Here is a 26,302-nt window from a genome sequence, read left to right on the forward strand (position 1 = left end):
GCAGGATAGCAAGTTGTGAGCCCACCACCGGCATTGCTCCCCCCCGGCGCGGCGCTCCAATGCAAAAAGTCCGTTCAACCAGGCCGTGGCGCGATGTTGTGCTGCCAGTAGTGCCGTGCACGGTCACGTTCGCACCCCACACCGTCCGGCTGCGCCGACGACCATGCGGCAGCGCCGCAGCGGGAGGACTCCACGACGCGGATGCCGCGCTCGCGGTACCGGTCGAACACGTCGGGCGCGGGGTGGCCGAACCGGTTGCGGTAGCCAGCCTGCACCAAGGCGGTGCGGGGCTGCACAGCCTCCAGAAAGGCCGGTGTGGAAGACGTCTTGCTGCCGTGGTGGGGCACCAGCAGCACGTCGGCCTTGAGGGGCGCGCCGCGTGCGAGCAGGGCATCTTCCTGCGGCGCCTCGATGTCGCCGGCCAGCAAGGCCACGGACGCGTGCGGTCCAGCGGCCGCCACGCGCAGCACGCAGCTGAGCGCATTGGGGCGCCGGGCCTGCGCGTCGTCCCCGGGCCGGGGGTGCAGCACCTCGAATGCAACGCCGTCCCACTCCCACCGCTGACCCTGCACGCAGGGCTTGACGGGGCGCAGCGCCTGCAATGCGTTGTCGGCTTCGATGGAGCCCGTGAGCTGGGCCTGCGGCTGCTGCGCCAGCACAGCGGCTGCGCCACCTGTATGGTCCATGTCGCGGTGGCTGAGCATGAGCACGTCCACTCGCTCGCCCAGGGCCCGCAGCAGGGGCACCAGCACCCGGTGGCCCGCATCGCTCTCGCGGCTGAAACGCGGGCCGGCGTCGTACAGCAGCGTGTGCGTGGCCGTGCGCACCAGCACCGCGTTGCCCTGGCCGATGTCTGCCGCCAGCAGCTCGAACTGGCCTGCCGCGGGGCGTGCAGGTTGCCACCACAACAGCGGCCACAGCAAGGGCAGCGCCAGCCACCGCACGCGCCATGGCAGGCGCGTGGCCAGCAAAGCGCCGCCGGCCACCGCCGCCACCCCCGCCCACAAAGGCGCGGACGGCAGGAACACCACGGCCCACGGCCACTGCGCCAGCCATTGCAGCAACGCCGCCAGCGGCTGCAGGGCGAGCGCCGCCAGGCTCCACAGCGGGGACCACAACACCCCGCCCAGCGCCAGCGGCGTGGCCACCAGTGTGACCCACGGGATCGCCACCAGGTTGGCGGCGATCCCGACCAGCGAGACCTGGCCGAACAGCAGCACGCCCAGGGGTGTGAGAGCCAGGGTCACCACCCATTGCTCGCGCAGCAGTGATCGAAAGTGCCGCCAGGCGGCCACCCCTTGGACGTCTTCAGCTACAGAATTAGTAGCAAATAGCACCCCGACCGCCACGAAGCTCAGCCAGAAGCCGGCCTGCGCCAGCGCCCACGGGTCGGCCACCACCACGGCTGCGCACGCCAGGAGCCACACCTGCGGCCACGGCCACCGCCGCCCGCCAAGATGCAGCAGCGCAATGGCCGCGAGCATGATCACCGTGCGCTGCGCAGGCACGCCCCAGCCACTGAAAATTGCATACCCGGTGGCCAGCAACACGCCGGACACCAGCGCGACCGACTGCGCCGGCGCCATCAGGCACAGCCGGTCTGACCGGTGCCAGAGCGCCCGCACCGCCCATGCCGCCAGCCAGGCGAACAGGGTGATGTGGAGCCCCGAGATGCTCATCAGGTGGGCGACGCCGGTGGCGCGAAAAACATCCCAGTCGGCCCGGTCGATGGCACGCTGGTCGCCCGTGACCAGTGCCGCGACCACCCCCGCGATGCGCGCACGGGCCGGGTCGTCACCCTGCGCATCGCGCACCAGGCGTTCCAGGATGGCATCGCGCACCGACTGCCGGGCGCGCTCCACCGGGTGCTGCCACGTGTCGGCCAGCAACACCGGGGCCTCGTCCTTGGACCCGGCGCGCACATAGCCGGTGGCCTGCACGCCCTGTTCCCACATCCAGAGTTCGTGGTCAAAGCCGTGGGGGTTGCGCAGCCCGTGAGGTGCTTTGAGGCGCACCGTCATCTCCCAGCGCTCGCCGGCGCGCAGCGCGGGCGGCGGGCGCTGCAGATCCACCACACCCGCCGCATCGCGGAAACCACCACCGTACCACGCAAGCTCGATGCGCGGGGGCAGTTGCACCAGCACACCCTGCAGCCGGGCAGACTCCACATCCATGCGCAAACGCATGCCCGCCTCATTGCTCTGGGGCATGGCGGCGACCATGCCGGCTACGCGGATGTCGCGGCCCTCCAGCCCGGGCGCGAGGGCCTGGCCCGCGAAGTCCACAGACCGCAGCCCAACCACGGCGAACAATGCCAGCGCGCCCGCCGCCACCGTCACACCCCACACGATGAAGGCCCTCCAGGCGCCGGCGCGCGGCTGAGCATGGCGGCCCCAAGCCCATGCGCACACCGCCATCGCGGCGACCGCGAGCAGCAAACCCCAATACGCCGGACGCCCCCAAAGGACGGGCTGCTGCAGCTGCGCGGCGGCCCCCACGACAGCGCCCAGCAGCAGTGCCGGGATCGACCAGGTCCGCACGGGTTGCGGGGCGGTGTGCTTGTCTGTACCGCTGTCCGTGCACTTCCCAGCGACTGCTTTCACATGCTCGGGCGCCTGCGCGCCCTGCCCATACCCCAGGGCTCCGGATGGCGGCGCATTAGATGGGCTTATGTGAGGCATGGGCTGATGCTAATGCCCCGGCAGCGCGCCAGGCGAGGCGCCGGCAGGGCTGGCTGTGTAACACTCCCGCCCATCGCGGCGCCGTCTGCGGGACGCAACGCCCCTGCCCAGACACGTGCCATAGCCCAAGCCCTCTCATCCCCAAGGAGCCATCATGAGCGTTTACGACAAGCTGAAAGAACTCGGCATCACCCTGCCCCCCGTCTCCGTCCCGGCTGCGGCCTACGTGCCCTTCGTACAGACCGGCAACCTGGTGTTTCTCTCGGGGCACATCGCCCGCAAGGATGGCAAGCCCTGGGCCGCGCAGTTCGGCCGCGACATCGGCACCGAAGAAGGCAAGACGGCAGCGCGCGCCGTGGCCATCGACCTGATGGGCACGCTACAGGCGGCCTGCGGCGGCGACCTGAACCGCGTCAAGCGCATCGTCAAGCTCATGAGTCTGGTGAACTCCACCGGTGACTTCACCGAGCAGCACCTGGTGACCAACGGCGCGAGCGAGTTGCTGGGCCAGGTCTTCGGTGACAAGGGCGTGCATGCGCGCAGCGCATTCGGCGTCGCCCAAGTGCCCATGGGCGCATGTGTGGAGATCGAGCTCATCGCAGAGCTCGCCTGACCCCCTGCTGTGCCGCCTGCGGCGCCCTCCGGTGAAGGGGGCGCCACCCGGGCCCGGCAGAGCTGCCCCCCCTGCGAGCGGCACGTCACACGCCGCGCCGCGAGGTCAAGATTCAGAAGGATTCCCAGTCTTCATCGGCACCCTGGGCCACCTGCGGCTTGCGGGGTGCTGGGGCTGGAGCGGCGGACAGCCGTGGCGCGGCCGCAGCCTTGGCAGCCAGCGGCTTGGCAGCGGCCCTGGCCGCAGGTTTCGCTGCGGGCCGAGCAGTGGCCGCCGACGCGCGTGCAGCACCAATGGCGGCCTGGGCGGGGACATAGCTCGCCGCATTCACCTTGAAGCGGGACACGACCTGCGCCAGTTGATCCGCCTGCTCGCGCAGGCTTTGCGCGGCGGCCGCGCTTTCTTCCACCAGGGCGGCATTCTGCTGCGTCATCTGGTCAAGGTTGCCGATGGACTGGTTCACCTGCGACACGCCCGCGCTCTGCTCTGAAGATGCGGCCGTGATCTCGCCGATCATGTCGGTCACGCGCTGCACCGACTGCACGATGTCGGTCATGGTGGTGCCGGCATCGGACACCAGCCGCGAGCCGGTCTCCACCTTCTCCACCGACGCGTTGATGAGTTCCTTGATCTCCTTGGCCGCAGATGCAGAGCGCTGCGCCAGGTTGCGCACCTCGCTGGCCACCACGGCGAAGCCCCGGCCCTGTTCGCCCGCCCGGGCGGCCTCCACAGCGGCGTTGAGCGCCAGGATGTTCGTCTGGAAGGCGATGGAGTCGATCACGCCGATGATGTCGGCGATTTTCTTGCTGCTGTGGTTGATGTCCTCCATGGTGGCCACGACCTGCGTGACCACGTCCCCCCCCTTGCGGGCCACGCCCGTGGCGCCCGCAGCCAGACTGCTGGCCTGCTGCGCGCTGCCCGCACTTTGCTGGATGGTGCTGGTGAACTGCTCCATGGCCGCGGCGGTTTCCTGCAGGTTGCTGGACGTTTCCTCGGTGCGGGTGGACAGGTCGTGGTTGCCCGTGGCGATCTCGGCGCTGGCGATGGCGATGCTGTCGGTGCTCTGGCGCACCTGCTGCACCATGCGGCCCAGCGCATCGCTCATGGTGTACAGCGAGCGCAGCAGATCGCCGAATTCGTCGCCCCGGGTCACCGACTCCTGCATGCTCAGGTCGCCGCTAGCGATACGCTCCGCCAGGCCGCTGGCCTGCTCCAGGGGCCGCTGGATGCTGCCGATCAGGTAGTAGGCCCCCACGATGATGGCCAGCAGCAGCAAGCCCACGGCCACGGCGGCGATCTTCACGGTGAGCATGCGCGATGCCCCCATTTCCGCCTGACTGGCGGCGGCGGTCTCCTGCTGCTGCTTCACGAAGTCGCGCAGGGTCTGCAGGTACGCCGCGACGGCGGGGTTGTACGACTGTTTGACCAGCACGACCGCCTGGTCCTGCTGGCCTGCGCTCTTGAGCTTGCGCGCCTCCCCGCGCAGGTCGATCATCTTCTTGCGCGCATCCGCGATCTTGGCCATCTGGGCCTTGTCGGCATCTGACAGGGCCATGGACTCCAGAGACTTCTGCACCTCGCTGATCTGCGCCGATGTCGCCGCGATCACGTCCTTGAATTCTTCTTCCACCGAGGTGTCGCTGCTCACAATCAATGCCTGGGTGCGGGCTGCGTTGGTTTCAGTCAGGCCCGACCAGCGGATGGCGGCTTGCACGCGGGCTTCCATCTCCTTGGCCACGGCATCGGCCTGGGCTTGCACCTTGGCGGAGCGGTAGCCCGAAAACCCCACTACCGCAGCCAGCAGCACCACGATGAGTATCACTGCCAACCAAAGTTTATGGGCCATCCGGACTTGCTTGGGCAGCATGATGTTCTCCAGGAGTGTTGTCTTTGTGTGCAGATGTTGCGCGCTTTCCGAAAGCTGCACAAGCCGGAATGCCCCGCATAAGGGTCATCCCCATGACCCCTCGCAAGCCCTCGCGCGGCGCAGCACGCCATTGGCACAGCAGCATTTCATAGCAGGGCCAGCGACGATCGTCGGTCAGAAGCTGGCAGCCAAAGAGTCCGCAGACTGGGTCGCGCAGCAATGCCGCCGCACCCACCAACAGGCGGATGGGCGAGCGCGAAGCACACTCGAAATGTGACCGCAGTCGCCCGAGAGCACGACAGGACGACAGGACGGGGGACCGTGGGGGCTGGAAGGGCGCCAGCGAAGGGGCCGGCGACGCCCCCACTCCTGGCATCACTCCACGCGCGTCACGGCAGACGGTTTGAAGCCCAGGTCTGCGGCCTTGCCCTTGCGCCCGCGCACTGCGCGGGCGTTGTTCAGCGACCGGATCTCCAGCGTCTCTTCACGCTCCTTGCCGCCGCGCCCTATCCCGCCGATGCGGATGCTGCGCGTATAGGCCGCCGCGCCCGCCAGCGTGTCCTTGGCTTCCAGATCGATCAGCATCAGGCCCCGGCCGCCATTGGCCATGGTCTTGAGCTCGGTGATCTCGAAGGTCAGGATGCGCCCGCCCACCGATGCGCAGGCGACATGCGTGGCAGGGGCCAGGGGCTGGCCGCCCGTGCTGCCTGCGGCGTGCGATGGCGGGCAGACGGTCTCGCCCTCGCCCAGCGACAGGAAGGCCTTGCCTCCCTTCTGGCGCGACACCATATTCTCGACCGAGGCCAGGAAGCCATAGCCGCCCGAGTTGGACAGCAGCAGGCTGGCGCTGGCAGGACCGGCGAAGTAGTGCAGCAGCTGCGTGCCCGACTCCAGCTCGATCAGCGTGGTCACAGGCTGTCCGTCTCCTCGCGCACCCGGCAGCACCGACACGGGCACCGAGTACACGCGCCCGTTGCTGCCAAAGGCCAGCAGCGTATCGACCGTGCGGCATTCGAAGGTGTTGTACAACCCGTCGCCGGCCTTGAAGGCAAAGCTGGCGGACTCATGGCCATGGCCGGTGCGTGCACGCACCCAGCCCTTTTGCGAGACGATCACAGTCACCGGCTCATCCACCACCTTGACCTCGGCCACGGCCTTTTTCTCGGCCTGGATCAGCGTGCGGCGCGCATCTGCAAAAGTCTTCGCGTCGGCTTCGATCTCCTTGCCCATGGTGCGGCGCAGCGAGCCGGGGTTGTTCAGGATGTCCTCGAGCTTGCCCTGGCTTTCGCGCAGTTCCTTGAGCTCCTGCTCGATCTTGATGGCTTCGAGGCGCGCCAGCTGGCGCAGGCGGATCTCAAGGATGTCTTCGGCCTGCCGGTCGCTGAGGTTGAAGCGCGCGATCAGCGCCGCCTTGGGCTCTTCGGCCTGGCGGATGATGGCGATCACCTCGTCGATGTTGAGCAGCACCAGTTGCCGCCCTTCCAGGATATGGATGCGGTCCAGCACCTTGGCCAGGCGGTGCTGGGTGCGCCGCGTGATGGTGGTCTGGCGGAAGGCAATCCACTCTTCCAGCATCTGGCGCAGCGACTTCTGCACGGGCCGACCGTCCAGCCCCACCATGGTGAGGTTGATGGGGGCCGAGGTCTCCAGGCTGGTGTGCGCCAGCAGCGCGGTGATCAGCTCCTGCTGCGGGGTCTTGCCCGTCTTGGGCTCGAACACGAGTCGCACGGGCGCATCCTTGCTGGATTCGTCGCGCACCACGTCCAGCACGGCCAGCATGCTGGCTTTGAGCTGCGTCTGGTCCTGCGACAGCGCCTTCTTGCCTGTCTTGACCTTGGGGTTGGTGATCTCCTCGATCTCTTCGAGCACGCGCTGCGTACTCACGCCCGGCGGCAGTTCGTTGACGACCAGCTGCCACTGGCCGCGCGCGAGTTCTTCGATCTTCCAGCGCGCGCGCACCTTGAGGCTGCCCCGGCCGGTGCGGTAGGCATCCGCGATGTCCGACGCCGCGCTGATGATCTGGCCGCCGCCCGGGTAGTCCGGCCCCGGCACCAGCGCCATCAGGTCGTCCTGGCTCAGCGCGGGGTTCTTGATCAGCGCAACGCAGGCATCAGCGATCTCGCGCAGGTTGTGGCTGGGGATTTCGGTGGCCAGGCCCACGGCGATCCCGCTGGCGCCGTTGAGCAGAGCGAACGGCAGCCGCGCGGGCAACTGGCGCGGCTCCTGTTCGGAACCATCGTAGTTGGGGATGAAATCGACCGTGCCCTCGTCAATCTCATCCAGCAGCAAGCTGGTGATGCGGGACAGGCGCGCCTCGGTGTAGCGCATGGCTGCGGCGCCATCGCCGTCACGGCTGCCGAAGTTGCCCTGGCCGTCGATCAGCGGGTAGCGCTGGGCGAAGTCCTGCGCCATGCGCACCATGGCATCGTAGGCCGCCGTGTCGCCATGCGGGTGGTACTTGCCCAGCACGTCGCCCACCACCCGGGCGCTCTTGACCGGCTTGGCCGCCGTGTTGCGCGTGGGGCCGCTGTAGCCCAGGCCCATGCGGTCCATGGAATACAGGATGCGCCGCTGCACGGGCTTGAGGCCGTCACAGACATCGGGCAGCGCGCGGCCCTTGACGACGGACAGCGCGTATTCGAGATAGGCGCGTTGCGCATAGCCCGCCAGGCTCTGGGAGTCACCTGCGTCGTCACCAGCGGTGGTGAAGTCCAAATTCGGTTGATCGCTCATTCGTTGGGTACAACAGTTTCTTGAATCAGGTTCGAGGATGTGCCGGGCGTCTGCGCCACCTGGGTGGGCGGCAGGTTGCCCCGGTTCATGGCGCCACCCGACAGCTCCATGCGCACGCGCCCCCCCGGCGCGGCGCGGTGTGCCAGCACGGGCGCTGGCGGCTTGAGCTGCGCGTACAGGCCCAGCACCGTGCGCACGTAGTTCTGCGTTTCCTTAAAGGCCGGGATCTGGTTGCCCGCCCTTTGCACCGCACCCTCGCCCGCGTTGTAGGCCGCCACGGCCAGGTCCATGCGGCCAGGGAACAGGTCCAGAAGGTGGCGCAGGTAGCGTGTTCCGGTGGGCACATTGACAGCCGGGTCGGCCAGCTTTTGCTCCACCGTGCGCTTCGCGTCGGTGCTCACGCCAAATCGGCTGGCGGTGGCCGGCATGACCTGCATGAGGCCTATGGCGCCCTTGGGTGAGACTGCCTTGGCGTCAAAGCCGGACTCGGCGGCGATGACCGCCTGCAGCAATTCGTAGTCCACGTCGTGCTTGGCCGACGCCGCGCGCAGATGGTGCTTGACGCGCTTGTAGTCTGGCGCGATGTCGAAGAACGCCAGCAGCCGCGCGCCATCCGCCGGCAAGGCGCCCGGAATCGAGTTGGGCGCGGCCCTGGGGCCGCCGGGGCCGTCTCGTGTCGAGTCGAATTCGTTCCCCTTGAAGAACAGCTGGTAGCCCGGGTCCACCTGCTCGGACGCAAAGTGCGTCACGCCGCGCGCATCAACGAACGCCCACAGGTCGGCACGGGCCGCCGTGTGCGCCAGGCACAGCAGCAGGCCCGCGCACGCCAGGCGCAGGCGCTCAGATGTCGATATCGACCGCATCGCCGTGCAGCTCCATCAGCTCGCGCCGCGAGGCCGCCTCACCCTTGCCCATGAGCTTGGTGATCAGGTTCTCGGTGGCGGCGAAATCCATGTCGCCCAGCTGCACCGGCATCAGGCGGCGCGTGTCGGGGTTGAGCGTGGTTTCCCACAGGTGCTCGGCGTTCATCTCGCCCAGGCCCTTGAAGCGGCTGATCTGGCACTTCTCGCGCGCCACGCCGTCCTTGGCGCATTTGTCGAGGATGGCGGTGAGCTCGCCGTCGTCCAGCGCGTACATCTTGGCCGCAGGCTTCTTGCCACGCGCGGGCACGTCCACCCGGAACAGCGGCGGGCGCGCCACGTAGATGTGGCCGGCCTCGATGAGTTTTGGGAAGTGGCGAAAGAACAGCGTGAGCAGCAGCACCTGGATGTGCGAGCCGTCCACGTCGGCATCGGACAGGATGCAGACCTTGCCGTAGCGCAGGCCCGAGAGGTCGGGCGAATCATTGGGCCCGTGCGGGTCCACGCCGATGGCCACCGAGATGTCGTGGATCTCGGTGTTGGCGAACAGGCGGTCGCGCTCCACCTCCCAGGTGTTGAGCACCTTGCCGCGCAGCGGCAGGATGGCCTGGCTTTCCTTGTCGCGGCCCATCTTGGCGCTGCCGCCGGCCGAGTCGCCCTCGACCAGGAAGACTTCGTTGTGCGTGATGTCACGGCTTTCGCAGTCGGTGAGCTTGCCCGGCAGCACGGCCACGCCCGAGCCCTTGCGTTTTTCGACCTTCTGGCCGGCCTTCTGGCGGCTCTGGGCGGCCTTGATGGCCAGTTCTGCCAGTTTCTTGCCGTAGTCCACGTGCTGGTTGAGCCAGAGCTCCAGCGCCGGGCGCACAAAGCCACTGACCAGGCGCACGGCATCGCGCGAGTTCAGGCGCTCCTTGATCTGCCCTTGGAACTGCGGGTCCAGCACCTTGGCCGAGAGCACATAGCTAGCGCGGGCGAATACGTCTTCGGGCAGCAGCTTGACGCCCTTGGGCAGCAGGCTGTGCAGCTCGATGAAGCTCTTGACGGCGTTGAACAGGCCGTCGCGCAGGCCGCTTTCGTGCGTGCCGCCCGCGCTGGTGGGGATCAGGTTGACGTAGCTCTCGCGCATGGGCTGGCCGTCTTCGGTGAAGGCCACGCACCACGAGGCCCCCTCGCCTTCGGCAAAGCTTTCGTTGTTGCGGTCGGCAAACCCTTCGCCCTCGAAGAGCGGGATCACTGGGTCGCCGTTCAGCGTCTGGGCCAGGTAGTCGCGCAGGCCGCCCTTGTACTGCCAGGTCTGCGTGTCGCGCGTCTTCTCGTTGACCAGCTGCACCGTCACGCCCGGCATGAGCACGGCCTTGCTGCGCAGCAGATGGGTGAGCTCGCCCATGGGCAGAGCACTCGACTCGAAATACTTGGCGTCTGGCCACACACGCACCGAGGTGCCCTGCTTGCGCTCGCCCACTTCCAGCGGCCGCGCCACCAGGGGCTCCACCACGTCGCCGGCGGCAAACACGAGGCGCGCCATCTTGCCCTCGCGGTAGCTCGTGGCCTCCAGCCGCGTGGCCAGCGCATTCGTGACGGACACGCCCACGCCGTGCAGGCCGCCCGAGAAGCTGTAGGCACCGCCCTTGCCCTTGTCGAACTTGCCGCCTGCATGCAGGCGGGTGAACACGAGCTCGATCACGGGGGCCTTTTCCTCCGGGTGCATGCCGAAGGGAATACCGCGCCCATCGTCCTCGACGCTCACCGAGCCATCGGCGTGCAGCGTGACACGGATCTTCTTGCCGTGGCCGGCCAGTGCCTCATCGGCGGCGTTATCGAGCACCTCCTGAATGATGTGCAGAGGGTTGTCGGTGCGGGTGTACATGCCCGGGCGCTGCTTGACGGGCTCCAGCCCCTTGAGCACGCGGATCGACCCTTCGGAATATTCACTACTGGTGGACACGGAAGACGGTTTGGCAGACATAGCGGCGGATTGTAGTGCGGCAGCAGGGCAACAGCTGGATGAAAAAACAGTAGCCATCAACACCAGCAGGGCCTGGATGGCGATCATCGGTCGCCTGGATGGCAGGCAGCAGGGATGCGGTGGCGGCCGTTGGAAGTGTGGCAGGGACGGTGACACAGTGGGGCCGGCGGACGAACTTGCAACATATCCTCGCTGCGCGTGCAGACGGGCGGAGGCCAACCCCGCTGCCAACTGTATTGGTCTGCGGTGTATCAGCGCGTTTCATCCAATCTCGCTACATTCCTGCGCATGCATATGAATACTCCCAAACTGTCCATGTTCCAGGTCCTCGCCTGCGGCGCGGCCATCGTGACGCTGTCCATGGGCATCCGTCATGGGTTCGGTCTGTGGCTGCTGCCCATCACCCAGGAGATGGGGTGGACGCGCCAATCCTTCGCGCTAGCCATCGCGATCCAGAACCTGTCATGGGGCCTGATCGGTATCTTCGCGGGCATGGCGGCGGACCGGTTCGGGGCGTTTCGCGTGCTCATGGGTGGCGCGGTGCTGTACGGCCTGGGCCTGGCCGGCATGGCGCTGTCGCCCACGCCCACGCTGTTTGCGCTGACTGCGGGGGTGCTCATCGGTGCGGCGCAGGCCGGCACCACCTATGCCGTGATCTATGGCGTGCTGGGACGGCAGATTGCGCCCGAGCGCCGGTCCTGGGCGATGGGAGTGGCAGCGGCAGCGGGCTCGTTCGGCCAGTTCCTCATGGTGCCCGTGGAGGGCTGGCTGATCGCCGGGCTGGGCTGGCAGCAGGCGCTGCTGGTGTTGTCGATGGCGGTGCTGCTCATCGTGCCGCTGGCCTTCGGCCTGCGCGAACCGGGCTTCAAGGGAAGCGCGCCGGTCAAGCGCGAGCAGACCATCGTGCAGGCGCTCTCCGAGGCTTTCCGCTACCCCAGCTTCAACCTGCTGATGGCCGGGTATTTCGTGTGCGGGTTCCAGGTGGTGTTCATCGGGGTGCACATGCCCAGCTACCTCAAGGACCATGGCCTGTCGCCCCAGGTGGCCAGCTACGCGCTGGCGCTGATCGGCCTGTTCAACGTGCTGGGCACCTACGTGGCCGGCACCCTGGGCCAGCGCATGCCCAAGCGCTACATCCTGGCCTTCATCTACTTCGCCCGTGCCGCGGTGATCACAGTGTTCCTGATCGTGCCGCTGTCGCCGCTGTCGGTGTATGTGTTCTCCGCCGTGATGGGCACGCTGTGGCTGTCGACCATTCCACCCACCAACGCCACCATCGCCCAGATCTTCGGCGTGCAGCATTTGTCGATGCTGGGCGGCTTCGTGTTCTTCAGCCACCAGATCGGCAGCTTCCTGGGGGTCTGGCTCGGGGGGTATCTCTATGACGCCACGGGCAGCTACGATATCGTCTGGTACATCGCCATCGCACTGGGTGTGTTCGCCGGTCTGGTGAACCTGCCAGTCAAGGAAAGCCCCATCCAGCGCTCTGCGCCCCAGCCCGCCTGACCGCCATGACGCCCGACACCACCGCCACCCACCGCGCTGCCAGCACCGCACGGCTGGGCACGCACGCCCTGCGGTGGGCGGTGGGCGCCGGCGCCGTGCTGGCCTGCCTGCTGGTGTTCGGCCTCTACACGGCCCCTGACTTCATGGTCATGCTGGCCGACCAGATGTGGGCCTGCTTCTGAGCCTGGGTGCGTTTTCAGGCCATTTTAGGGCTCTCACGCGCTCCAGCAAACCGCCAAAAGCTATCGAATTCATAGCATAAGCATGCACACTGAAGGATCTGCTTCCGAATGGGTTCGCCGCTGGAGCCATCTGATCCCCCCCGCCAGCAGCGTGCTGGACGTTGCCTGCGGCGCGGGGCGCCACCTGCGCTGGCTGCGCGGGTTGGGGCACCGGGTGGTGGGCGTGGACCGCTCTGCAGAAGCCATAGCCGCCTGCGAAGGGCTGGGCGAACTGCTGCTGGCGGACATTGAAAGCGGACCCTGGCCCCTGCAGGGACGCACATTCGGCGCGGTGGTGGTCACCAACTACCTGTGGCGGCCGCTGCTGCCCGTCATCGTCCAAAGCGTGGCGCCGGGCGGCCTGCTGATCTACGAGACCTTTGCCGAGGGCAACGAGACCGTGGGGCGCCCCGCGCGGCCCGAGTTCCTGCTCAAACCCGGCGAACTGCTTGCCGCATGCGCGCCTTTGCGCACCGTGGCGTATGAGAGTGGCTTCCTTCAGAATCCGGAGCGTTTCGTGCAACGCATCACGGCAGTGCGGGAACACCCCCATGATGGCAATCCAGCCCGGCACCGTTTGGTCGCTGGGCCTAGTTAGAATGCTCTTTTACCGTTTTTCAATGCGGACATGACCCTTCCCAGCGCCCCCCTCACCGGCAGCATCGTTGCCCTCGTCACACCCATGCACGAGGACGGCAGTGTGGACTACCCCACCCTGCGCAAACTGATCGACTGGCACATCGCCGAAGGTACCGACTGCATCGGCGTGGTGGGCACCACGGGCGAATCGCCCACCGTCAATGTGGAAGAACACTGCGAGATCATCCGTGTCGCCGTGGAGCAGTCGGCCAAGCGCGTGCCGATCATGGCCGGCTGCGGCGCCAACTCCACCGCAGAGGCGATCGAGCTGGCCAAGTTCGCGCGCGGCGTGGGGGCAGACAGCCAGTTGCAGGTCGTGCCTTACTACAACAAGCCTACGCAAGAAGGCCAGTACCAGCACTTCAAGGCCATCGCCGAAGCCACGGGCGACCTGCCCATCGTCCTGTACAACGTGCCCGGCCGCTCCGTGGCCGATATGCTGCACGACACCGTGCTGCGACTGGCCCAGGTGCCCGGCATCATCGGCATCAAGGAAGCCACCGGCAACATCGAGCGGGCGCAATGGCTCATCCGCGACGTACCCAAGGGCTTTGCCGTCTATTCGGGCGACGACCCGACCGCCGTGGCACTGATGCTGTGCGGCGGCCACGGCAACATCAGCGTGACGGCCAATGTGGCGCCGCGCCTGATGCGCGAACTGTGCGTGGCCGCGCTGGCTGGGGATGCCAAGCGCGCGCTGGAGATCCAGTTCAAGCTGATGCCCGTGCACAAGAATCTGTTCGTCGAAGCCAACCCCATCCCGGTCAAGTGGGCCATGGCCCGCATGGGCCTGTGCGGCAGCACCATGCGCCTGCCCATGACGCCGCTCTCCAGCGGCAATGAAGCCATCGTGGAATTCGCGCTGCGCTCCAGCGGCCTGATCTGATCCGGGCCGCGCCCGCTCTCCCTGAGACATTTTTTCCCAAGGATTTTCGCGTGAACGCTGCTACCACCCGCCTGAGCCTGCTGACCCTTGCCATGGCCCTGACCGCCTGCGCCGCCCTTGAAGGCGACAAGATCGACTACAAGAGTGCGACCAAGGGCTCGACCCTCGAAGTCCCGCCGGACCTGACCCAGCTGTCGCGCGATTCGCGCTACGCCGTTCCTGGCGGCGGCCCCGTCTCGGCAGCAGCCATGCAGGCTGGTCAGGCGGCGCGGCCATCGGGCACGGCCAACGCCGCGGCCCTGCAACTGGGCGACGTGCGCATCGAGCGCGACGGCAATCAGCGCTGGCTGGTGGTCAACCGCCCCGCCGACAAACTCTGGGAGCCCGTGCGCGACTTCTGGCAGGAAAACGGCTTCAACCTCGCCCAGGCGGAAGCCAACGTGGGCATCATGGAAACCGACTGGGCCGAGAACCGTGCCAAGCTGCCGCAGGATTTCATCCGCTCGACCCTGGGCAAGCTGCTCGACTCGCTGTATTCCACCGGCGAGCGCGACAAGTTCCGCACCCGGCTGGAACGCAATGCCAATGGCGGTACCGAGATCTACATCACGCACCGCGGAATGATCGAGGTGTATGGCACAACCACCAAGGACAACACCGTGTGGCAGCCCCGCCCGTCCGACCCGGAACTCGAAACCGAATTCCTGCGTCGCCTGATGGTCAAGCTGGGCGTGAGCCAGGAACAGTCCAAGGCGGTAGCAGCAGCTCCCGCTCCGCGCAACCAATCTGCCCGCATGGCCACCGTGGACAACAGGCCCGTGGTCCAACTGGACGAAGGCTTTGACCGCGCATGGCGCCGCGTGGGACTGGCACTGGACCGTACCGGCTTCACGGTGGAAGACCGCAACCGCAATGAAGGCACGTACTTCGTGCGCTACGTGGCCCCCACCGCCGAGAAAAAGGAACCCGGTTTCTTCGGCAAGCTTTTCAGCGGCTCCTCGTCGGCAACGCCACCCCTGAAGTTCCGCATCGTCGTGCGCAGCCAGGGTGAAGCCAGCACGGTGTCGGTGCTCAACGAAGCCGGCGCACCCGAGTCTTCGGCCAACGCCGAGCGCATCGTGCGCGTGATTGCGGACGACCTCAAGTAATCCGCAGTTTTTGCGGGAAGGGAGCAGGAGCAGGCGGGCGCCACCACGGGCCGTCCGCTCCTTCCCTGGCGTGTACCAAACGCGCGCCGATCCCGCAGAAAAAGCCAAAACACTAGCCTCCCCATGCTGCGTTTCAAGAACCTGGGGAGCGGCAGCACCGGCAATGCCACCGTGGTCGAAGGCCGCAGCGGCGTTCAAGTTCACCGCCTTCTGGTGGACTGCGGCTTCGGCATCCGCCAACTACAGAGCCGCCTGGCGCAGGCCCAATTGCAGATCGAAGACCTGGACGCAGTCTTCATCACCCACGAGCACTCCGACCACATCGGCTGCGCGCAAGCCGTGGCGCTGCGCTATGGAATTCCCGTCTGGATGAGCCAGGGCACCTACGACGCGATCGGCCAGCCGGACTTCGGCGGCATGCTGCGCGTCGCACGCGACCTGGAGCCCATCGACCTGGGAGCGTTCGAAGCCCGTCCCTTCACCGTACCGCACGATGCCCGCGAGCCGCTGCAACTGCGCTGCTCCGACGGTGCCGCCCACCTGGGTGTGCTGACCGATCTGGGCCACGGCAGCGACCACGTGCTTGAGCAACTGCAGGGCTGCCACGCCTTGATGATCGAAGCCAACCATGATCCGGCCATGCTCGAAGCCTCACGGTACCCGCTCTTTCTCAAGCGCCGGGTGGGTGGCCCGTTCGGACACCTCGCCAACCGGGTCACCGCGGACATCCTGCGGGCAGTGCGGCACCCGGGGCTGCGGACCGTGGTCGCGGCGCACCTGAGTGCCAAGAACAACCTACCCTCCATGGCCCAGGAAGCCCTGGCCCCTGCCCTTGACTGGCCGGCGCAAGCCATCCACGTGGCCAGCCCTGCAGCGGGCACACCCTGGCTGTCGGTGGAGCACACGGCAGCCTGACAGCCGAGGTCCGCGAGGGCATCACGCCCAAACACTCAGCCGCCCCACAAACAAAAAAGCCCCGGACCTTTCGGTACGGGGCCTGGCGGCATTGACTGGTCTCAGAACCAGCCAGGGCCTGCAGCAGATTACTTGGCTGCGGATGCGCCGGTAGCAGCAGCGGCGGCAGCGTCAGCAGCGGCCTTGGCAGCGTCAGCTGCAGGAGCGGCAGCGTCGGAGGCGGCTGGTGCTGCAGGAGCGGCGTCGGAAGCTGCAGGAGCGGCTTCGGAAGCGGGGGCTGCGGGTGCTGGAGCAGGAGCTTCCACGGGGGCTGGTGCTGGAGCAGGAGCGGGTTCTTCCTTCTTGCCGCAAGCGGCGAGGGCTGCAGCAGCGATCAGGGCGGCCAGAACGAGGGAGTTCTTCATTGGATTTTCCTAGTTGGACAAAGTATCTTGAAAAGCCACGGCGTCAGGCTCCTGGAAGCCGCTGTACGCGTTGGCACAATGCACTTGGCTTGCACCTTTTTGGCGCAGCCGCCGATTATATTGGTATTTAGTCAATACTGACTAACACTGACGAAAGCTTTACAAGCCATTGACATCGATCACGGCTGGGTACGGATTCACAAGCCGAGCGTGGAAGCGGGAAAGCCGGGAGCGCTTTTGCTGCGCAACCATTCGTTGAGCGTTTCGCGCAGAAGGACGCGGCGGTCAGGCTCGAAGCCCGTCACACCTACGCAGCGCTCGGGGTCAAGCCGGTGCATCACCCACTGCGGCGACCATAGCACGCTGGGGATGTCCACCGGGTCAGCTGCCGGGCTGCGCCGGCAGGTGATGATGTGATCCCACGTCCCACGCCAGCGCACGAAGCGCGCATGCCGGCGGATCACGTCGTCATAGCTGCCCGCCAGCATGGTGAACCGGCGGCTGCCATGAGACCATTCCTGCAGCAGGTCCGCAACGACTCGCTCCCCCAGCGGCCAATCATGAAAATTGGCATCGCTGATGATGATTTCCTGCCACCCCTCTCGCACCGCAGTCGCCAGCGCGTCGCGCACCATCTGCTGGAAGCCTTCGCGGCTGCTGAAGCGCCCCGAGGGCAGGCTGGGCAGCAGTGCGCCCGAAAGCATCGACGAAGAGGAAGGGGCATCGCTCATGGCGTTTCTCCAGAAAGTGGCTCAGTCGGCCTGCTCCAACCACGCATGCGCCCAACCGGCCTCGCACCAGGAGGACAGCAACTCCAGCGCATCGTCGCTGGCCCTTGCCAGCTCGCGCGGCGTCAACTGGCGCTGATCGGCCAGGTGGCGCATCAGCGTGGCATCGCGCCCTGCCGCCCGGTAGCTTTCGCCGTTGATGAACACATGGTGTGCGTCGTACATCATGCGGCTCTTGCGGTCCAGGCGCACGCCTTCCAGCATCACGCGCGTGTCGCCAGGCTCGAACCACACACTGGCCTTGGGCTCGGTCAGGTACTCGCCCAACGCGCGCTCCAGCACGAGCGGCTCCGCCAGGGCCTTTGAGAGCGCCTCGCGCGCGAAGTCGGTCAGGCCGGTCGGAATGGCTGCGGGTTGTGCCACCGCCTCCTGGCCGGCATCGCGGTACAGCACCGGATTGCCGTCCACATCGGCAGCATCCTCTGCGAGGCGCACCAGCAGTTCCTGCGCCAATTCGGCCCGCGCGGGCGCCCTGAAGCCGATCGAATACGTCATGCACTCGCCCTCGGCAATCCCGTCGTGCGCATAGCGCGGCGGCAGGTAGAGCATGTCGCCGGGCTCCAGCACGAACTCCTCTTCAGGCTCGAAGTGCGCCAGCACCTTCAGGGGAATGTCGTCGCGCAGCGCCAGGTCTTTCTGGCGCCCTATGCGCCAGCGGCGCCTGCCGTGGGCCTGCAGCAGGAAGACGTCGTAGCTGTCGAAGTGCGGCCCGACTCCGCCGCCATTGGATGCATAGCTGATCATGAGGTCGTCCAGCCGCGCCTCGGGCACGAACCGGAACTGCTGCATCAGCGCGTGCACTGCATCGTTGTGCAAGTCCACGCCCTGCACCAGCAAGGTCCAGTCGGGTTGCTGCAATGCGGGCAATGCCCTGCGGCTGAAGGGCCCGTGGCGCAGCTTCCAAGTGTCCTTTACCAATTGCACCAGACGGGACTCCACGCCGTCCTGCGCCGCCAGCGCGAAGAGGTCGGACCGTTGTACCGGGGCCTGAAACCCGGGGATGGCCTGGCGCACCAGCAGCGGCTTTTTTTGCCAGTGACGGCGCATGAACTGCGCAGGGGTCAGACCGCCGAGCAGAGAGAGAGGTTGCTGGATATCCATGAAAGCGGTCCGCCCCGATCGACAGGGCCTTTGGTCAAACTGCGACAATTCTCCTATGGAAATTACCCAACAATGCGTGGTCGCGCTGACCTGGACACTGAAAGACACCCTGGGCGAGGAACTCGACGTTCTGGACGAACCGGTGGAATTTCTGGTGGGCGGCGACGACCTTCTGCCCCGTATCGAAGAAGCGTTGCAGGGCCATGGCCCCGGCGCCACCCTGCAGTTGCACCTGGAACCCGAAGACGCCTTTGGCGACTTCGACGACCAGCTTCTATTCCTGGAGCCGCGCTCGCTGTTCCCCGCGGAGATCGAAGAGGGCATGACATTCGAGGGCACCGCCCTGCCCGAAGGGTGCAATCCAGATGCCCCTCGCAACACGCTGTACACCGTGGCTGAAATCTACCCCGAGCACATCGTGCTCGATGGCAACCACCCTCTCGCAGGGATTGCCCTGCGCCTGCAGTTGACGGTGCAGGCAGTGCGCGAAGCTACCGAAGAGGAGATCGGCCGAGGCAGCGCAGGCACCGGGTTCTTCAGGGTACAGCCGCAGGCACCCGGCGGGTCCCTGCTGCATTGAGGTAAAAATTTCGCCCGGGCACCTGAGGCATTCAAGTTCCCGGGCGTCGCAGAGGGCGATCTCCGCGTCAGCTTACACGCGCGAAATCTGGCCGTTGTACAGGCGAACGCGATCACCGATCCGCAGGTCGCCTGGCGTACTCACGTCATAGACGCGGTAACCACCCTGGTCCAGTTGCACTGACAAACGGTAGCCCTGCACTTCCTGGCTGTTGTTTCGGCCTTCAATGGCATTGCCCGCGACCGCTCCACCCACGATACCGACACCTGTGGCAGCGGCGCGGCCGGAGCCCTTGCCAATCTGGTTGCCCAAAACGCCGCCCACCACGGCGCCGATCACGGCACCGGCGCCCGAGGTTCCTTGCGAACGGCCCTGCAGCACCTCAATGTTGGAAACCCGGCCATATTCCGTGCCCGCCGGGTTGTTGGGATAGGCGGGAGCCGTCTGGTAACCACCGCCGTAGCCGCCGCCGTACTGCGGCGCAGGCGCCGAGCGGTTGTGACCGCAGGCCGTGAGGGAAGCGGCCAGCACAACGGCACCGGCGATGGCGAGGGAACGGGTCATTTGCAGCATATTCATCTCCTTGGGAATCAGGCAAAAACGGTTGTGTTCATGTCTTCGCGCAAAGCCAGCCGAACCCAAGGAGGACGGCCGACTTGCGATACACACCTTCATTGGAACAACGTTTGATGCGTGTGAAGCGTAGACACAAGCACTGCGCCCCTGTGCGTAACAGACCCTTAGAAAGGTAAGCGCCGTCTTACAGTGCGCCACAGCCGCAGGCCGTGACACCGGCCGCTGCCCCAGCCTCACTCCGTTCGGCGTCAGGCCTTGCCGGTGGAGCCGTAGCCGCCCTCACCCCGCTCGGTGGCGGCGAATTCGGTGACCACGTTGAACTGCGCCTGCACCACTGGCACGATGACCAACTGCGCCAGGCGCTCCATGGGCTCGAGCGTGAAGGCCGTGCCGCTGCGGTTCCAGGCGCTCACCATCAGCTGCCCCTGGTAGTCGCTGTCGATCAAGCCCACCAGGTTGCCCAGCACTATGCCGTGCTTGTGGCCCAAGCCCGAGCGCGGCAGGATCAGCGCGGCATAGCCCGGATCCTTGATGTACACCGAGATGCCCGTGGGCACCAGCTGCCACGCGTTGGGCTGCAGCGTGAGCGGCGCATCCAGGCAGGCCCGCAGGTCCAGGCCGGCACTGCCGGGCGTAGCGTAGGCGGGCAACTGGTCCGCCATGCGCGGATCAAGAATCTTGACGTCGATCTTCACTGTGGTTTCTTCTTTCCTGTCTTGTTGCGCTGCTCGGCAACCTGCCGCAGCCGCTCCTGCAATGCACCGCTTCCGAGGCCCTGTGCCCCTTTTGTCGCTGCAACGATCTTTGGAACCGATTCGATCAGCCAGCCAGCCCCCCACCACAACGAGGCCATGACGACGAGCACGAACATGGAACCCTGGCTGAAGATGAACAGCGCGACGGCCTGCGCGAAGATCAGCAGCAGCAGGACGGGCCGCGCCAGGCGCAAAAAACCCAGCAGCGGCAAAAGCGCCTGCGCCAGATCCGGCGGCACCGTCTGCCCCGGCGCGAGCGCAGCGTCCGATGCGGACTTCGCCGCCACACCTGTCGGGCCAGCAGTACTGCGTGCCGCTGCCACGTGGGCCGCTTTGGCGGCCCTGGCGGGGGCAGGCGCCGTCAGGCGCTCCACATAGCTTGCGAAGTCGCCGTCGGGCGGCGTGTCCCACTCGGGCTTGGTGGCTCCGGTTCTCATACGGCCTCCTGGATGACGGTGTCAGGCGTGCGCTGGCAGCAGACGGGTCGCGATGTCCGCAATGAGCTGCTGCGCCAGCACGCGCTTGGAGGCGCGGGGCAGTTCGCGGTGCCCCTCGGCATCTACCAGCAGCAGGGCATTGTCGTCCTGCCCGAAGGTCGCCGGGCCGATATTGCCCACCAGCAGCGGAACGCCTTTGCGAGTCCGCTTGGCAGTGGCATGGGCCAGCAGGTCATGGCTTTCCGCGGCGAACCCCACGCAGAAAAGCCTGCCGTCCTGGGCGCGCGCAGACTGCGCCACACGGGCCAGGATGTCGGCATTTTCGACAAAACCCAGCGTCGGCGTCTGGCCAGAGCCGTCCTTCTTGATCTTCTGGGCAGACGGCTCGGCAGGCCTCCAGTCGGCGACAGCAGCAGTTGCTATGAAAACAGAAGCATCCAGCGCTTGCTGCTCCACAGCTACCAGCATTTCCTGTGCAGACTGCACGTTCACGCGGCTCACGCCGCGCGGCGTCGGCACGTGCACAGGCCCGGCCACCAGGGTCACCTCGGCCCCCGCCTCGCGGGCAGCCCGCGCGATGGCAAAGCCCATCTTGCCGCTGGAGAGGTTGGTGATGCCGCGCACCGGGTCGATGGCCTCGAAGGTGGGGCCGGCCGTGACCAGCACCTTGCGCCCGGCCAGCACCTTGGGCGCGAAGAACGCGATCACTTCCTCCAGCAACTCGGCAGGCTCCAGCATGCGCCCGTCGCCCGTCTCCCCACAGGCCTGGTCGCCATTGCCCACGCCCAGCACCACTGCGCCATCCTGCGCCACCTGGGCCAGGTTGCGCTGGGTGGCAGGGTGGGCCCACATTTCGCGGTTCATCGCGGGCGCCACCAGCAGCGGCACGCGCTGCACGGGGCGTGCGAGGCACAGGAGGCTGAGCAGTTCGTCCGCCCTGCCCTGCACCAGCCGCGCGATGAAGTCCGCACTGCACGGCGCGATGAGGATCGCATCGGCTTCGCGACTCAGGTTGATGTGCGGCATGTTGTTGGGCTCGCGCGCGTCCCACTGCGAGCCGTACACCGTGCGCCCGGACAGTGCCTGCATGGTCACCGGGGTGATGAACTGCTCGGCCGCTTCGGTCATCACGACCTGCACGGTGGCGCCTGCCTTGATGAGCTGGCGGCACAGGTCGGCCGACTTGTAGCAGGCCACGCCCCCGCTCAGACCCAGAACAATGTGTTTGCCAGCAAGCTCATTCATGCGGCGAATTTAGCAGACGGTATGGTCCCATGGCTGCGAGGGGCTGACGGGGGCCCATCTATAATCCCAATTTCCCACCACCAAAAAAGACATGACCAAATTTGTCTTCGTCACCGGCGGTGTGGTGTCTTCCCTCGGTAAGGGAATCGCCTCAGCCTCCCTTGCCGCGATCCTCGAATCGCGGGGACTCAAAGTCACCCTCATCAAGCTTGACCCGTACATCAACGTAGATCCGGGCACCATGTCGCCGTTCCAGCACGGCGAGGTGTTCGTGACCGACGACGGCGCAGAAACCGACCTGGACCTCGGCCACTATGAGCGTTTCATCGAAACGCGCATGAAGAAAACCAACAACTTCACCACGGGCAAGATCTACCAGTCCGTGCTGGAGAAGGAACGCCGCGGCGACTACCTGGGCAAGACCGTTCAGGTCATCCCGCACGTCACCAACGAGATCCAGGAATTCATCAAGCGCGGCGCCGGCATCGGCACGCCCGATGCCGTGGATGTGGCCATCGTCGAGATCGGCGGCACCGTGGGCGACATCGAGTCGCTGCCGTTCCTGGAAGCCGTGCGCCAGATGAGCCTGCGCATGGGCCCCAACAATGCGGCCTTTGTACACCTGACCTACCTGCCCTGGATCGCCGCGGCGGGTGAGCTCAAGACCAAGCCCACCCAGCACACCGTGCAGAAGCTGCGCGAGATCGGCATCCAGGCTGACGCGCTGCTGTGCCGCGCTGACCGCCGCATCCCTGAAGAAGAGCGCGCCAAGATCTCGCTGTTCACCAACGTGCCCGAATGGGGCGTGATCAGCATGTGGGACGTGGACACCATCTACAAGGTGCCCCGCATGCTGCACGAGCAGGGCCTGGACGGCCTGATCTGCGACAAGCTGCGCCTGAACACCCCGCCCACCAGCCTCAAGCGCTGGGACGACCTGGTGCACGAGACCGAGCACCCGCAGGGCGAAGTCACGATCGCCATGGTCGGCAAGTACGTGGACCTGTCGGACAGCTACAAGTCCGTCAATGAAGCCCTGCGCCATGCCGGCATGCGCAACCATGTGCGCGTGAAGATCGACCACGTCGACTCCGAGACCATCGATAGCGCCGACGCCGCTGCCAAGCTGGCCCAATACGACGCCATCCTGGTGCCCGGCGGCTTCGGCGTGCGCGGCGTGGAAGGCAAGATCGCCACCGCCCAGTTCGCGCGTGAACACAAGGTGCCCTACCTGGGCATCTGCCTGGGCATGCAGGTGGCCACCATCGAATACGCGCGTCACGTGGCAGGCCTCAAGGGCGCCAACAGCACCGAGTTCGACGCCAGCACCCCCCACCCCGTGATCGCCCTGATCACCGAGTGGAAGGATGCCGACGGCACCATCAAGACCCGCAACGAGAACTCCGACCTGGGCGGCACCATGCGCCTGGGGGCGCAAAGCTCCGATGTGACGGCAGGCACGCTGGCCCACACCATCTACGGCGACGTGGTGACCGAGCGCCACCGCCACCGCTACGAAGCCAACGTGAATTACCTGGACCAGCTGCGCAAGGCGGGCCTCGTGATCTCCGCGCTGACCCAGCGCGAGCAGCTCACCGAGATCGTCGAGCTGCCCCAGGCCGTGCACCCGTGGTTCATCGGCGTGCAGTTCCACCCCGAGTTCAAGTCGACCCCGTGGAACGGCCACCCGCTGTTCAACGCCTTCATCAAGGCGGCGGTGGAACACCAGCAAGCGGCGAAAGCCTGATCGGAGCGACCATGCAGTTGTGCGGATTCAACGTCGGCCTCGACCAGCGATTCTTCCTGATCGCGGGAACCTGCTCCATCGAGGGTTTGGAGATGTCGCTGGACGTCGCCGGCCAACTCAAGGAAGCCTGCGCGCCGCTCGGCATACCGCTGATCTACAAAGGTTCGTTCGACAAGGCCAACCGCTCGTCGGGCAGCAGCAAGCGCGGCGTGGGGCTGGATGCGGGCCTGAAGATCCTGGACGAAGTGCGCCGCCAGCTGCAGTTGCCCATCCTGACCGACGTGCACGACACCTCGCACGTGGCCGAGGTGGCCAGCGTGGTGGACGTGCTGCAAACGCCCGCATTCCTGTGCCGCCAGACGGATTTCATCCGCGCCGTGGCGCAGTCCGGCAAGCCGGTGAACATCAAGAAGGGCCAGTTCCTGGCGCCTTGGGACATGAAGAACGTCATCGACAAGGCCCGCGCTGCCGCGCAGGAGGTGGGGCTGTCTGAAGACCGCTTCCTGGCCTGCGAGCGCGGCGTGAGCTTTGGCTACAACAACCTTGTGGCCGACATGACCAGCCTGGCCGAGATGCGCAACTCCGGCGCGCCCGTGGTGTTCGACGTGACCCACTCGGTGCAAAAGCCCGGCGGCCTGGGTTCGGTGAGCGGCGGCGCGCGCGACATGGTGCCCGTGCTGGCGCGTGCAGGTGTTGCCGTGGGCGTGGCGGGCCTCTTCATGGAGACCCACCCCCGGCCTGCCGAGGCGTGGTCGGACGGCCCGAACGCCGTGCCGCTCAAGCACATGAAGGCGCTGCTCGAGACGCTGGTGGCGCTCGACGACGTCACCAAGAAAAGCGGATTCCTCGAAAACAACTTTGGAGCCTGAGACATGAGCAGTGGTTACGTCATCGCATCCGTCACCGTCACCAACCCCACGCAGTACGAGGAGTACCGCAAGTGGAGCACGCTGGCCATGCAGGCCCATGGCGCCGAGGTGTGCGTGCGCGGCGGCAAGGTCGAAGTGCTGGAAGGCGACTGGAACCCGGGCCGCACCGTGATCCTCAAGTTCGCCAGCTTCGATGCGGCCCGTGCTTTCTACGATACGCCCGAGTACCAGAAGGCCAAGGCAGCGCGCGAAGGCGCAGCCATCATGCGCATGGTGTGCGTCGAGGGCGTCTGAGCGTCGGTCGGGTTGTACCCTGTTCGTACCCAGCCTACAGATTACTATCAAATCAGTAGCATAAAATGACTACAGACGTGCGCTAGCGCCCTTCTTGAGCTACCGGTAGCCCGTCGTGCCCGTCAGAACGAATTTCAAAAACCTCAAGGAAAATCATGAGTGCCATTGTTGACATCGTAGGCCGCGAAGTGCTGGACAGCCGCGGCAACCCCACCGTCGAATGCGACGTGCTGCTGGAGTCGGGCGTGATGGGCCGCGCCGCCGTGCCTTCGGGTGCCTCCACGGGCAGCCGCGAGGCCATTGAAATGCGCGACGGAGACAAGAGCCGCTACCTGGGCAAGGGCGTGCTCAAGGCCGTGGAGCACATCAACACCGAGATCTCCGAAGCCGTGCTGGGCCTGGATGCCTCCGAGCAGGCTTTTCTGGACAAGACCCTGATCGACCTCGATGGCACCGAGAACAAGAGCCGCCTGGGCGCCAACGCGATGCTGGCCGTCTCCATGGCCGTGGCCCGCGCCGCCGCCGAAGAGTCCGGCCTGCCTCTGTACCGCTACCTGGGCGGCATGGGCAGCGTGCAACTGCCCGTGCCCATGATGAACGTGATCAACGGCGGCGCGCACGCCAACAACAGCCTGGACCTGCAGGAGTTCATGATCATCCCGGTGGGCGCTCCCACCTTCCGCGAAGCCGTGCGCTGGGGCGCCGAAGTGTTCCACGCCCTGAAGAAGATCCTGCACGACAAGGGCATCAGCACCGCCGTGGGCGACGAAGGCGGCTTTGCCCCCAGCGTCGAGAACCATGAAGCGGCCATCCGCCTCATCCTGCAGGCCATCGAAGCCGCAGGCTACACGGCTGGCGAACAGATCGCCCTGGGCCTCGATTGCGCGGCCAGCGAGTTCTACAAGGACGGCCACTACGTGCTGGAAGGCGAAGGCGGCCTGAAGCTCACCGCCCAGCAATGGACGGACATGCTGGCCGCATGGGTCGACAAGTACCCCATCATCAGCATCGAAGACGGCATGCACGAAGGCGACTGGGATGGCTGGAAGCACCTGACCGAACGCCTGGGCGACAAGGTGCAGCTGGTGGGCGACGATTTGTTCGTGACCAACACCAAGATCCTCAAGGAAGGCATCGACAAGGGCATCGCCAACTCGATCCTCATCAAGATCAACCAGATCGGCACGCTGACCGAAACCTTCGCCGCCATCGAGATGGCCAAGCGGGCGGGCTACACCGCCGTGATCTCGCACCGCTCGGGCGAGACCGAGGACAGCACCATTGCCGACATCTCGGTAGGCACCAACGCCGGCCAGATCAAGACCGGCTCGCTGTCGCGCTCCGACCGCATCGCCAAGTACAACCAGTTGCTGCGCATCGAGGAAGACCTCGGCGAGATCGCCCAGTACCCCGGCCGCGCCGCGTTCTACAACTTGAAATGATGCTCCCCCCGAGCCGCTTCGCGTCTTCC

General features: G+C 66.3%; 24 protein-coding genes. 12 read left to right on the forward strand and 12 right to left on the reverse strand.

Annotation, left to right across the window (positions count from 1 at the left end; genetic code table 11):
- Positions 1-74: 74 nt before the first annotated feature.
- The gene (locus KW835_RS20045) at positions 75-2,681 is read right to left on the reverse strand and encodes a DNA internalization-related competence protein ComEC/Rec2 (RefSeq protein WP_218385691.1); all 2,607 of its coding nucleotides are present in this window, start codon (positions 2,679-2,681) and stop codon (positions 75-77) included.
- A gap of 154 nt (positions 2,682-2,835) precedes the next feature.
- Here KW835_RS20045 and KW835_RS20050 point away from each other — a divergent pair, with 154 nt between their 5' ends.
- Positions 2,836-3,294: a RidA family protein gene (locus KW835_RS20050; RefSeq protein ID WP_218385693.1), complete on the forward strand. Its 459-nt coding sequence runs from the start codon at positions 2,836-2,838 to the stop codon at positions 3,292-3,294.
- Between the two features lie 112 nt (positions 3,295-3,406).
- Here KW835_RS20050 and KW835_RS20055 read toward each other — a convergent pair whose 3' ends face one another.
- The 4 genes from KW835_RS20055 to KW835_RS20070 form a co-directional block, all read right to left on the reverse strand.
- Entirely contained in the window at positions 3,407-5,140 is a 1,734-nt protein-coding gene (locus KW835_RS20055) for a methyl-accepting chemotaxis protein (protein WP_370633661.1), read from the reverse strand.
- Between the two features lie 396 nt (positions 5,141-5,536).
- The gene (gene parC, locus KW835_RS20060; RefSeq protein ID WP_218385696.1) at positions 5,537-7,894 is read right to left on the reverse strand and encodes a DNA topoisomerase IV subunit A; all 2,358 of its coding nucleotides are present in this window, start codon (positions 7,892-7,894) and stop codon (positions 5,537-5,539) included.
- Positions 7,891-8,757, reverse strand: a complete 867-nt coding sequence (locus KW835_RS20065) for a lytic transglycosylase domain-containing protein (RefSeq protein ID WP_218385698.1) — start codon at positions 8,755-8,757, stop codon at positions 7,891-7,893. The genes parC and KW835_RS20065 overlap by 4 nt, the downstream gene beginning before the upstream one ends.
- Positions 8,735-10,720 carry a DNA topoisomerase IV subunit B gene (locus KW835_RS20070; RefSeq protein WP_218385700.1) on the reverse strand — a complete coding sequence of 662 codons (1,986 nt, stop codon included), beginning with the start codon at positions 10,718-10,720 and terminating at the stop codon, positions 8,735-8,737. The genes KW835_RS20065 and KW835_RS20070 overlap by 23 nt, the downstream gene beginning before the upstream one ends.
- A 288-nt stretch (positions 10,721-11,008) precedes the next feature.
- Between KW835_RS20070 and KW835_RS20075 the strand changes: the two genes are divergently transcribed.
- From KW835_RS20075 to KW835_RS20100, 6 genes are all read left to right on the forward strand, one after another.
- On the forward strand, positions 11,009-12,226 hold the full coding sequence (locus KW835_RS20075; protein ID WP_218385702.1) for an MFS transporter: 1,218 nt from the start codon (positions 11,009-11,011) through the stop codon (positions 12,224-12,226).
- A 5-nt stretch (positions 12,227-12,231) separates the two neighbouring features.
- Entirely contained in the window at positions 12,232-12,408 is a 177-nt protein-coding gene (locus KW835_RS20080; protein ID WP_218385851.1) for a hypothetical protein, read from the forward strand.
- 82 nt (positions 12,409-12,490) lie between these two features.
- A complete protein-coding gene (locus KW835_RS20085) occupies positions 12,491-13,045 on the forward strand; it encodes a class I SAM-dependent methyltransferase (protein WP_218385703.1) in 555 nt (184 codons plus the stop codon).
- Positions 13,046-13,075: 30 nt separating this feature from the next.
- Entirely contained in the window at positions 13,076-13,972 is an 897-nt protein-coding gene (gene dapA, locus KW835_RS20090) for a 4-hydroxy-tetrahydrodipicolinate synthase (protein WP_218385705.1), read from the forward strand.
- Between the two features lie 50 nt (positions 13,973-14,022).
- A complete protein-coding gene (gene bamC / locus KW835_RS20095; RefSeq protein WP_218385707.1) occupies positions 14,023-15,120 on the forward strand; it encodes an outer membrane protein assembly factor BamC in 1,098 nt (365 codons plus the stop codon).
- 123 nt (positions 15,121-15,243) lie between these two features.
- On the forward strand, positions 15,244-16,035 hold the full coding sequence (locus KW835_RS20100) for an MBL fold metallo-hydrolase (RefSeq protein WP_218385709.1): 792 nt from the start codon (positions 15,244-15,246) through the stop codon (positions 16,033-16,035).
- Positions 16,036-16,163: 128 nt separating this feature from the next.
- On the opposite strand, the gene KW835_RS20105 is transcribed toward KW835_RS20100, so the two are convergent.
- The 3 genes from KW835_RS20105 to KW835_RS20115 all read right to left on the reverse strand — a co-directional run bounded on the left by KW835_RS20105 (position 16,164) and on the right by KW835_RS20115 (position 18,328).
- Entirely contained in the window at positions 16,164-16,439 is a 276-nt protein-coding gene (locus KW835_RS20105) for a hypothetical protein (RefSeq protein ID WP_218385711.1), read from the reverse strand.
- A 197-nt stretch (positions 16,440-16,636) separates the two neighbouring features.
- Complete coding sequence (locus KW835_RS20110) at positions 16,637-17,170, reverse strand: hypothetical protein (RefSeq protein WP_218385712.1); 534 nt, start codon at positions 17,168-17,170, stop codon at positions 16,637-16,639.
- A gap of 21 nt (positions 17,171-17,191) precedes the next feature.
- Complete coding sequence (locus KW835_RS20115) at positions 17,192-18,328, reverse strand: cupin domain-containing protein (RefSeq protein ID WP_218385714.1); 1,137 nt, start codon at positions 18,326-18,328, stop codon at positions 17,192-17,194.
- Positions 18,329-18,383: 55 nt separating this feature from the next.
- On the opposite strand from KW835_RS20115, the gene KW835_RS20120 reads away from it, so the two are divergent.
- Positions 18,384-18,908 carry a peptidylprolyl isomerase gene (locus tag KW835_RS20120; RefSeq protein ID WP_218385715.1) on the forward strand — a complete coding sequence of 175 codons (525 nt, stop codon included), beginning with the start codon at positions 18,384-18,386 and terminating at the stop codon, positions 18,906-18,908.
- 72 nt (positions 18,909-18,980) lie between these two features.
- On the opposite strand, the gene KW835_RS20125 is transcribed toward KW835_RS20120, so the two are convergent.
- The 4 genes from KW835_RS20125 to coaBC form a co-directional block, all read right to left on the reverse strand.
- A complete protein-coding gene (locus tag KW835_RS20125) occupies positions 18,981-19,481 on the reverse strand; it encodes a glycine zipper 2TM domain-containing protein (protein ID WP_218385717.1) in 501 nt (166 codons plus the stop codon).
- Positions 19,482-19,732: 251 nt separating this feature from the next.
- On the reverse strand, positions 19,733-20,179 hold the full coding sequence (dut, locus tag KW835_RS20130) for a dUTP diphosphatase (RefSeq protein ID WP_218385719.1): 447 nt from the start codon (positions 20,177-20,179) through the stop codon (positions 19,733-19,735).
- Positions 20,176-20,526, reverse strand: a complete 351-nt coding sequence (locus KW835_RS20135; protein WP_339385451.1) for a hypothetical protein — start codon at positions 20,524-20,526, stop codon at positions 20,176-20,178. Before KW835_RS20135 ends, dut begins: the two co-directional genes overlap by 4 nt.
- Before the next feature lie 171 nt (positions 20,527-20,697).
- Positions 20,698-21,921, reverse strand: coding sequence for a bifunctional phosphopantothenoylcysteine decarboxylase/phosphopantothenate--cysteine ligase CoaBC (coaBC, locus tag KW835_RS20140; protein WP_218385721.1), 1,224 nt, complete (start codon positions 21,919-21,921; stop codon positions 20,698-20,700).
- 91 nt (positions 21,922-22,012) lie between these two features.
- Between coaBC and KW835_RS20145 the strand changes: the two genes are divergently transcribed.
- The 4 genes from KW835_RS20145 to eno all read left to right on the forward strand — a co-directional run bounded on the left by KW835_RS20145 (position 22,013) and on the right by eno (position 26,273).
- Positions 22,013-23,668: a CTP synthase gene (locus KW835_RS20145; protein ID WP_218385723.1), complete on the forward strand. Its 1,656-nt coding sequence runs from the start codon at positions 22,013-22,015 to the stop codon at positions 23,666-23,668.
- An 11-nt stretch (positions 23,669-23,679) separates the two neighbouring features.
- Complete coding sequence (kdsA, locus tag KW835_RS20150; protein WP_218385725.1) at positions 23,680-24,537, forward strand: 3-deoxy-8-phosphooctulonate synthase; 858 nt, start codon at positions 23,680-23,682, stop codon at positions 24,535-24,537.
- Between the two features lie 3 nt (positions 24,538-24,540).
- A complete protein-coding gene (locus KW835_RS20155; protein ID WP_056173684.1) occupies positions 24,541-24,831 on the forward strand; it encodes a DUF1330 domain-containing protein in 291 nt (96 codons plus the stop codon).
- A gap of 155 nt (positions 24,832-24,986) precedes the next feature.
- Positions 24,987-26,273: a phosphopyruvate hydratase gene (gene eno, locus KW835_RS20160; RefSeq protein ID WP_218385727.1), complete on the forward strand. Its 1,287-nt coding sequence runs from the start codon at positions 24,987-24,989 to the stop codon at positions 26,271-26,273.
- Positions 26,274-26,302 lie beyond the last annotated feature (29 nt).

It is taken from the genome of Acidovorax sp. sic0104 (assembly GCF_019219095.1).
Lineage (GTDB): Bacteria > Pseudomonadota > Gammaproteobacteria > Burkholderiales > Burkholderiaceae_C > Acidovorax.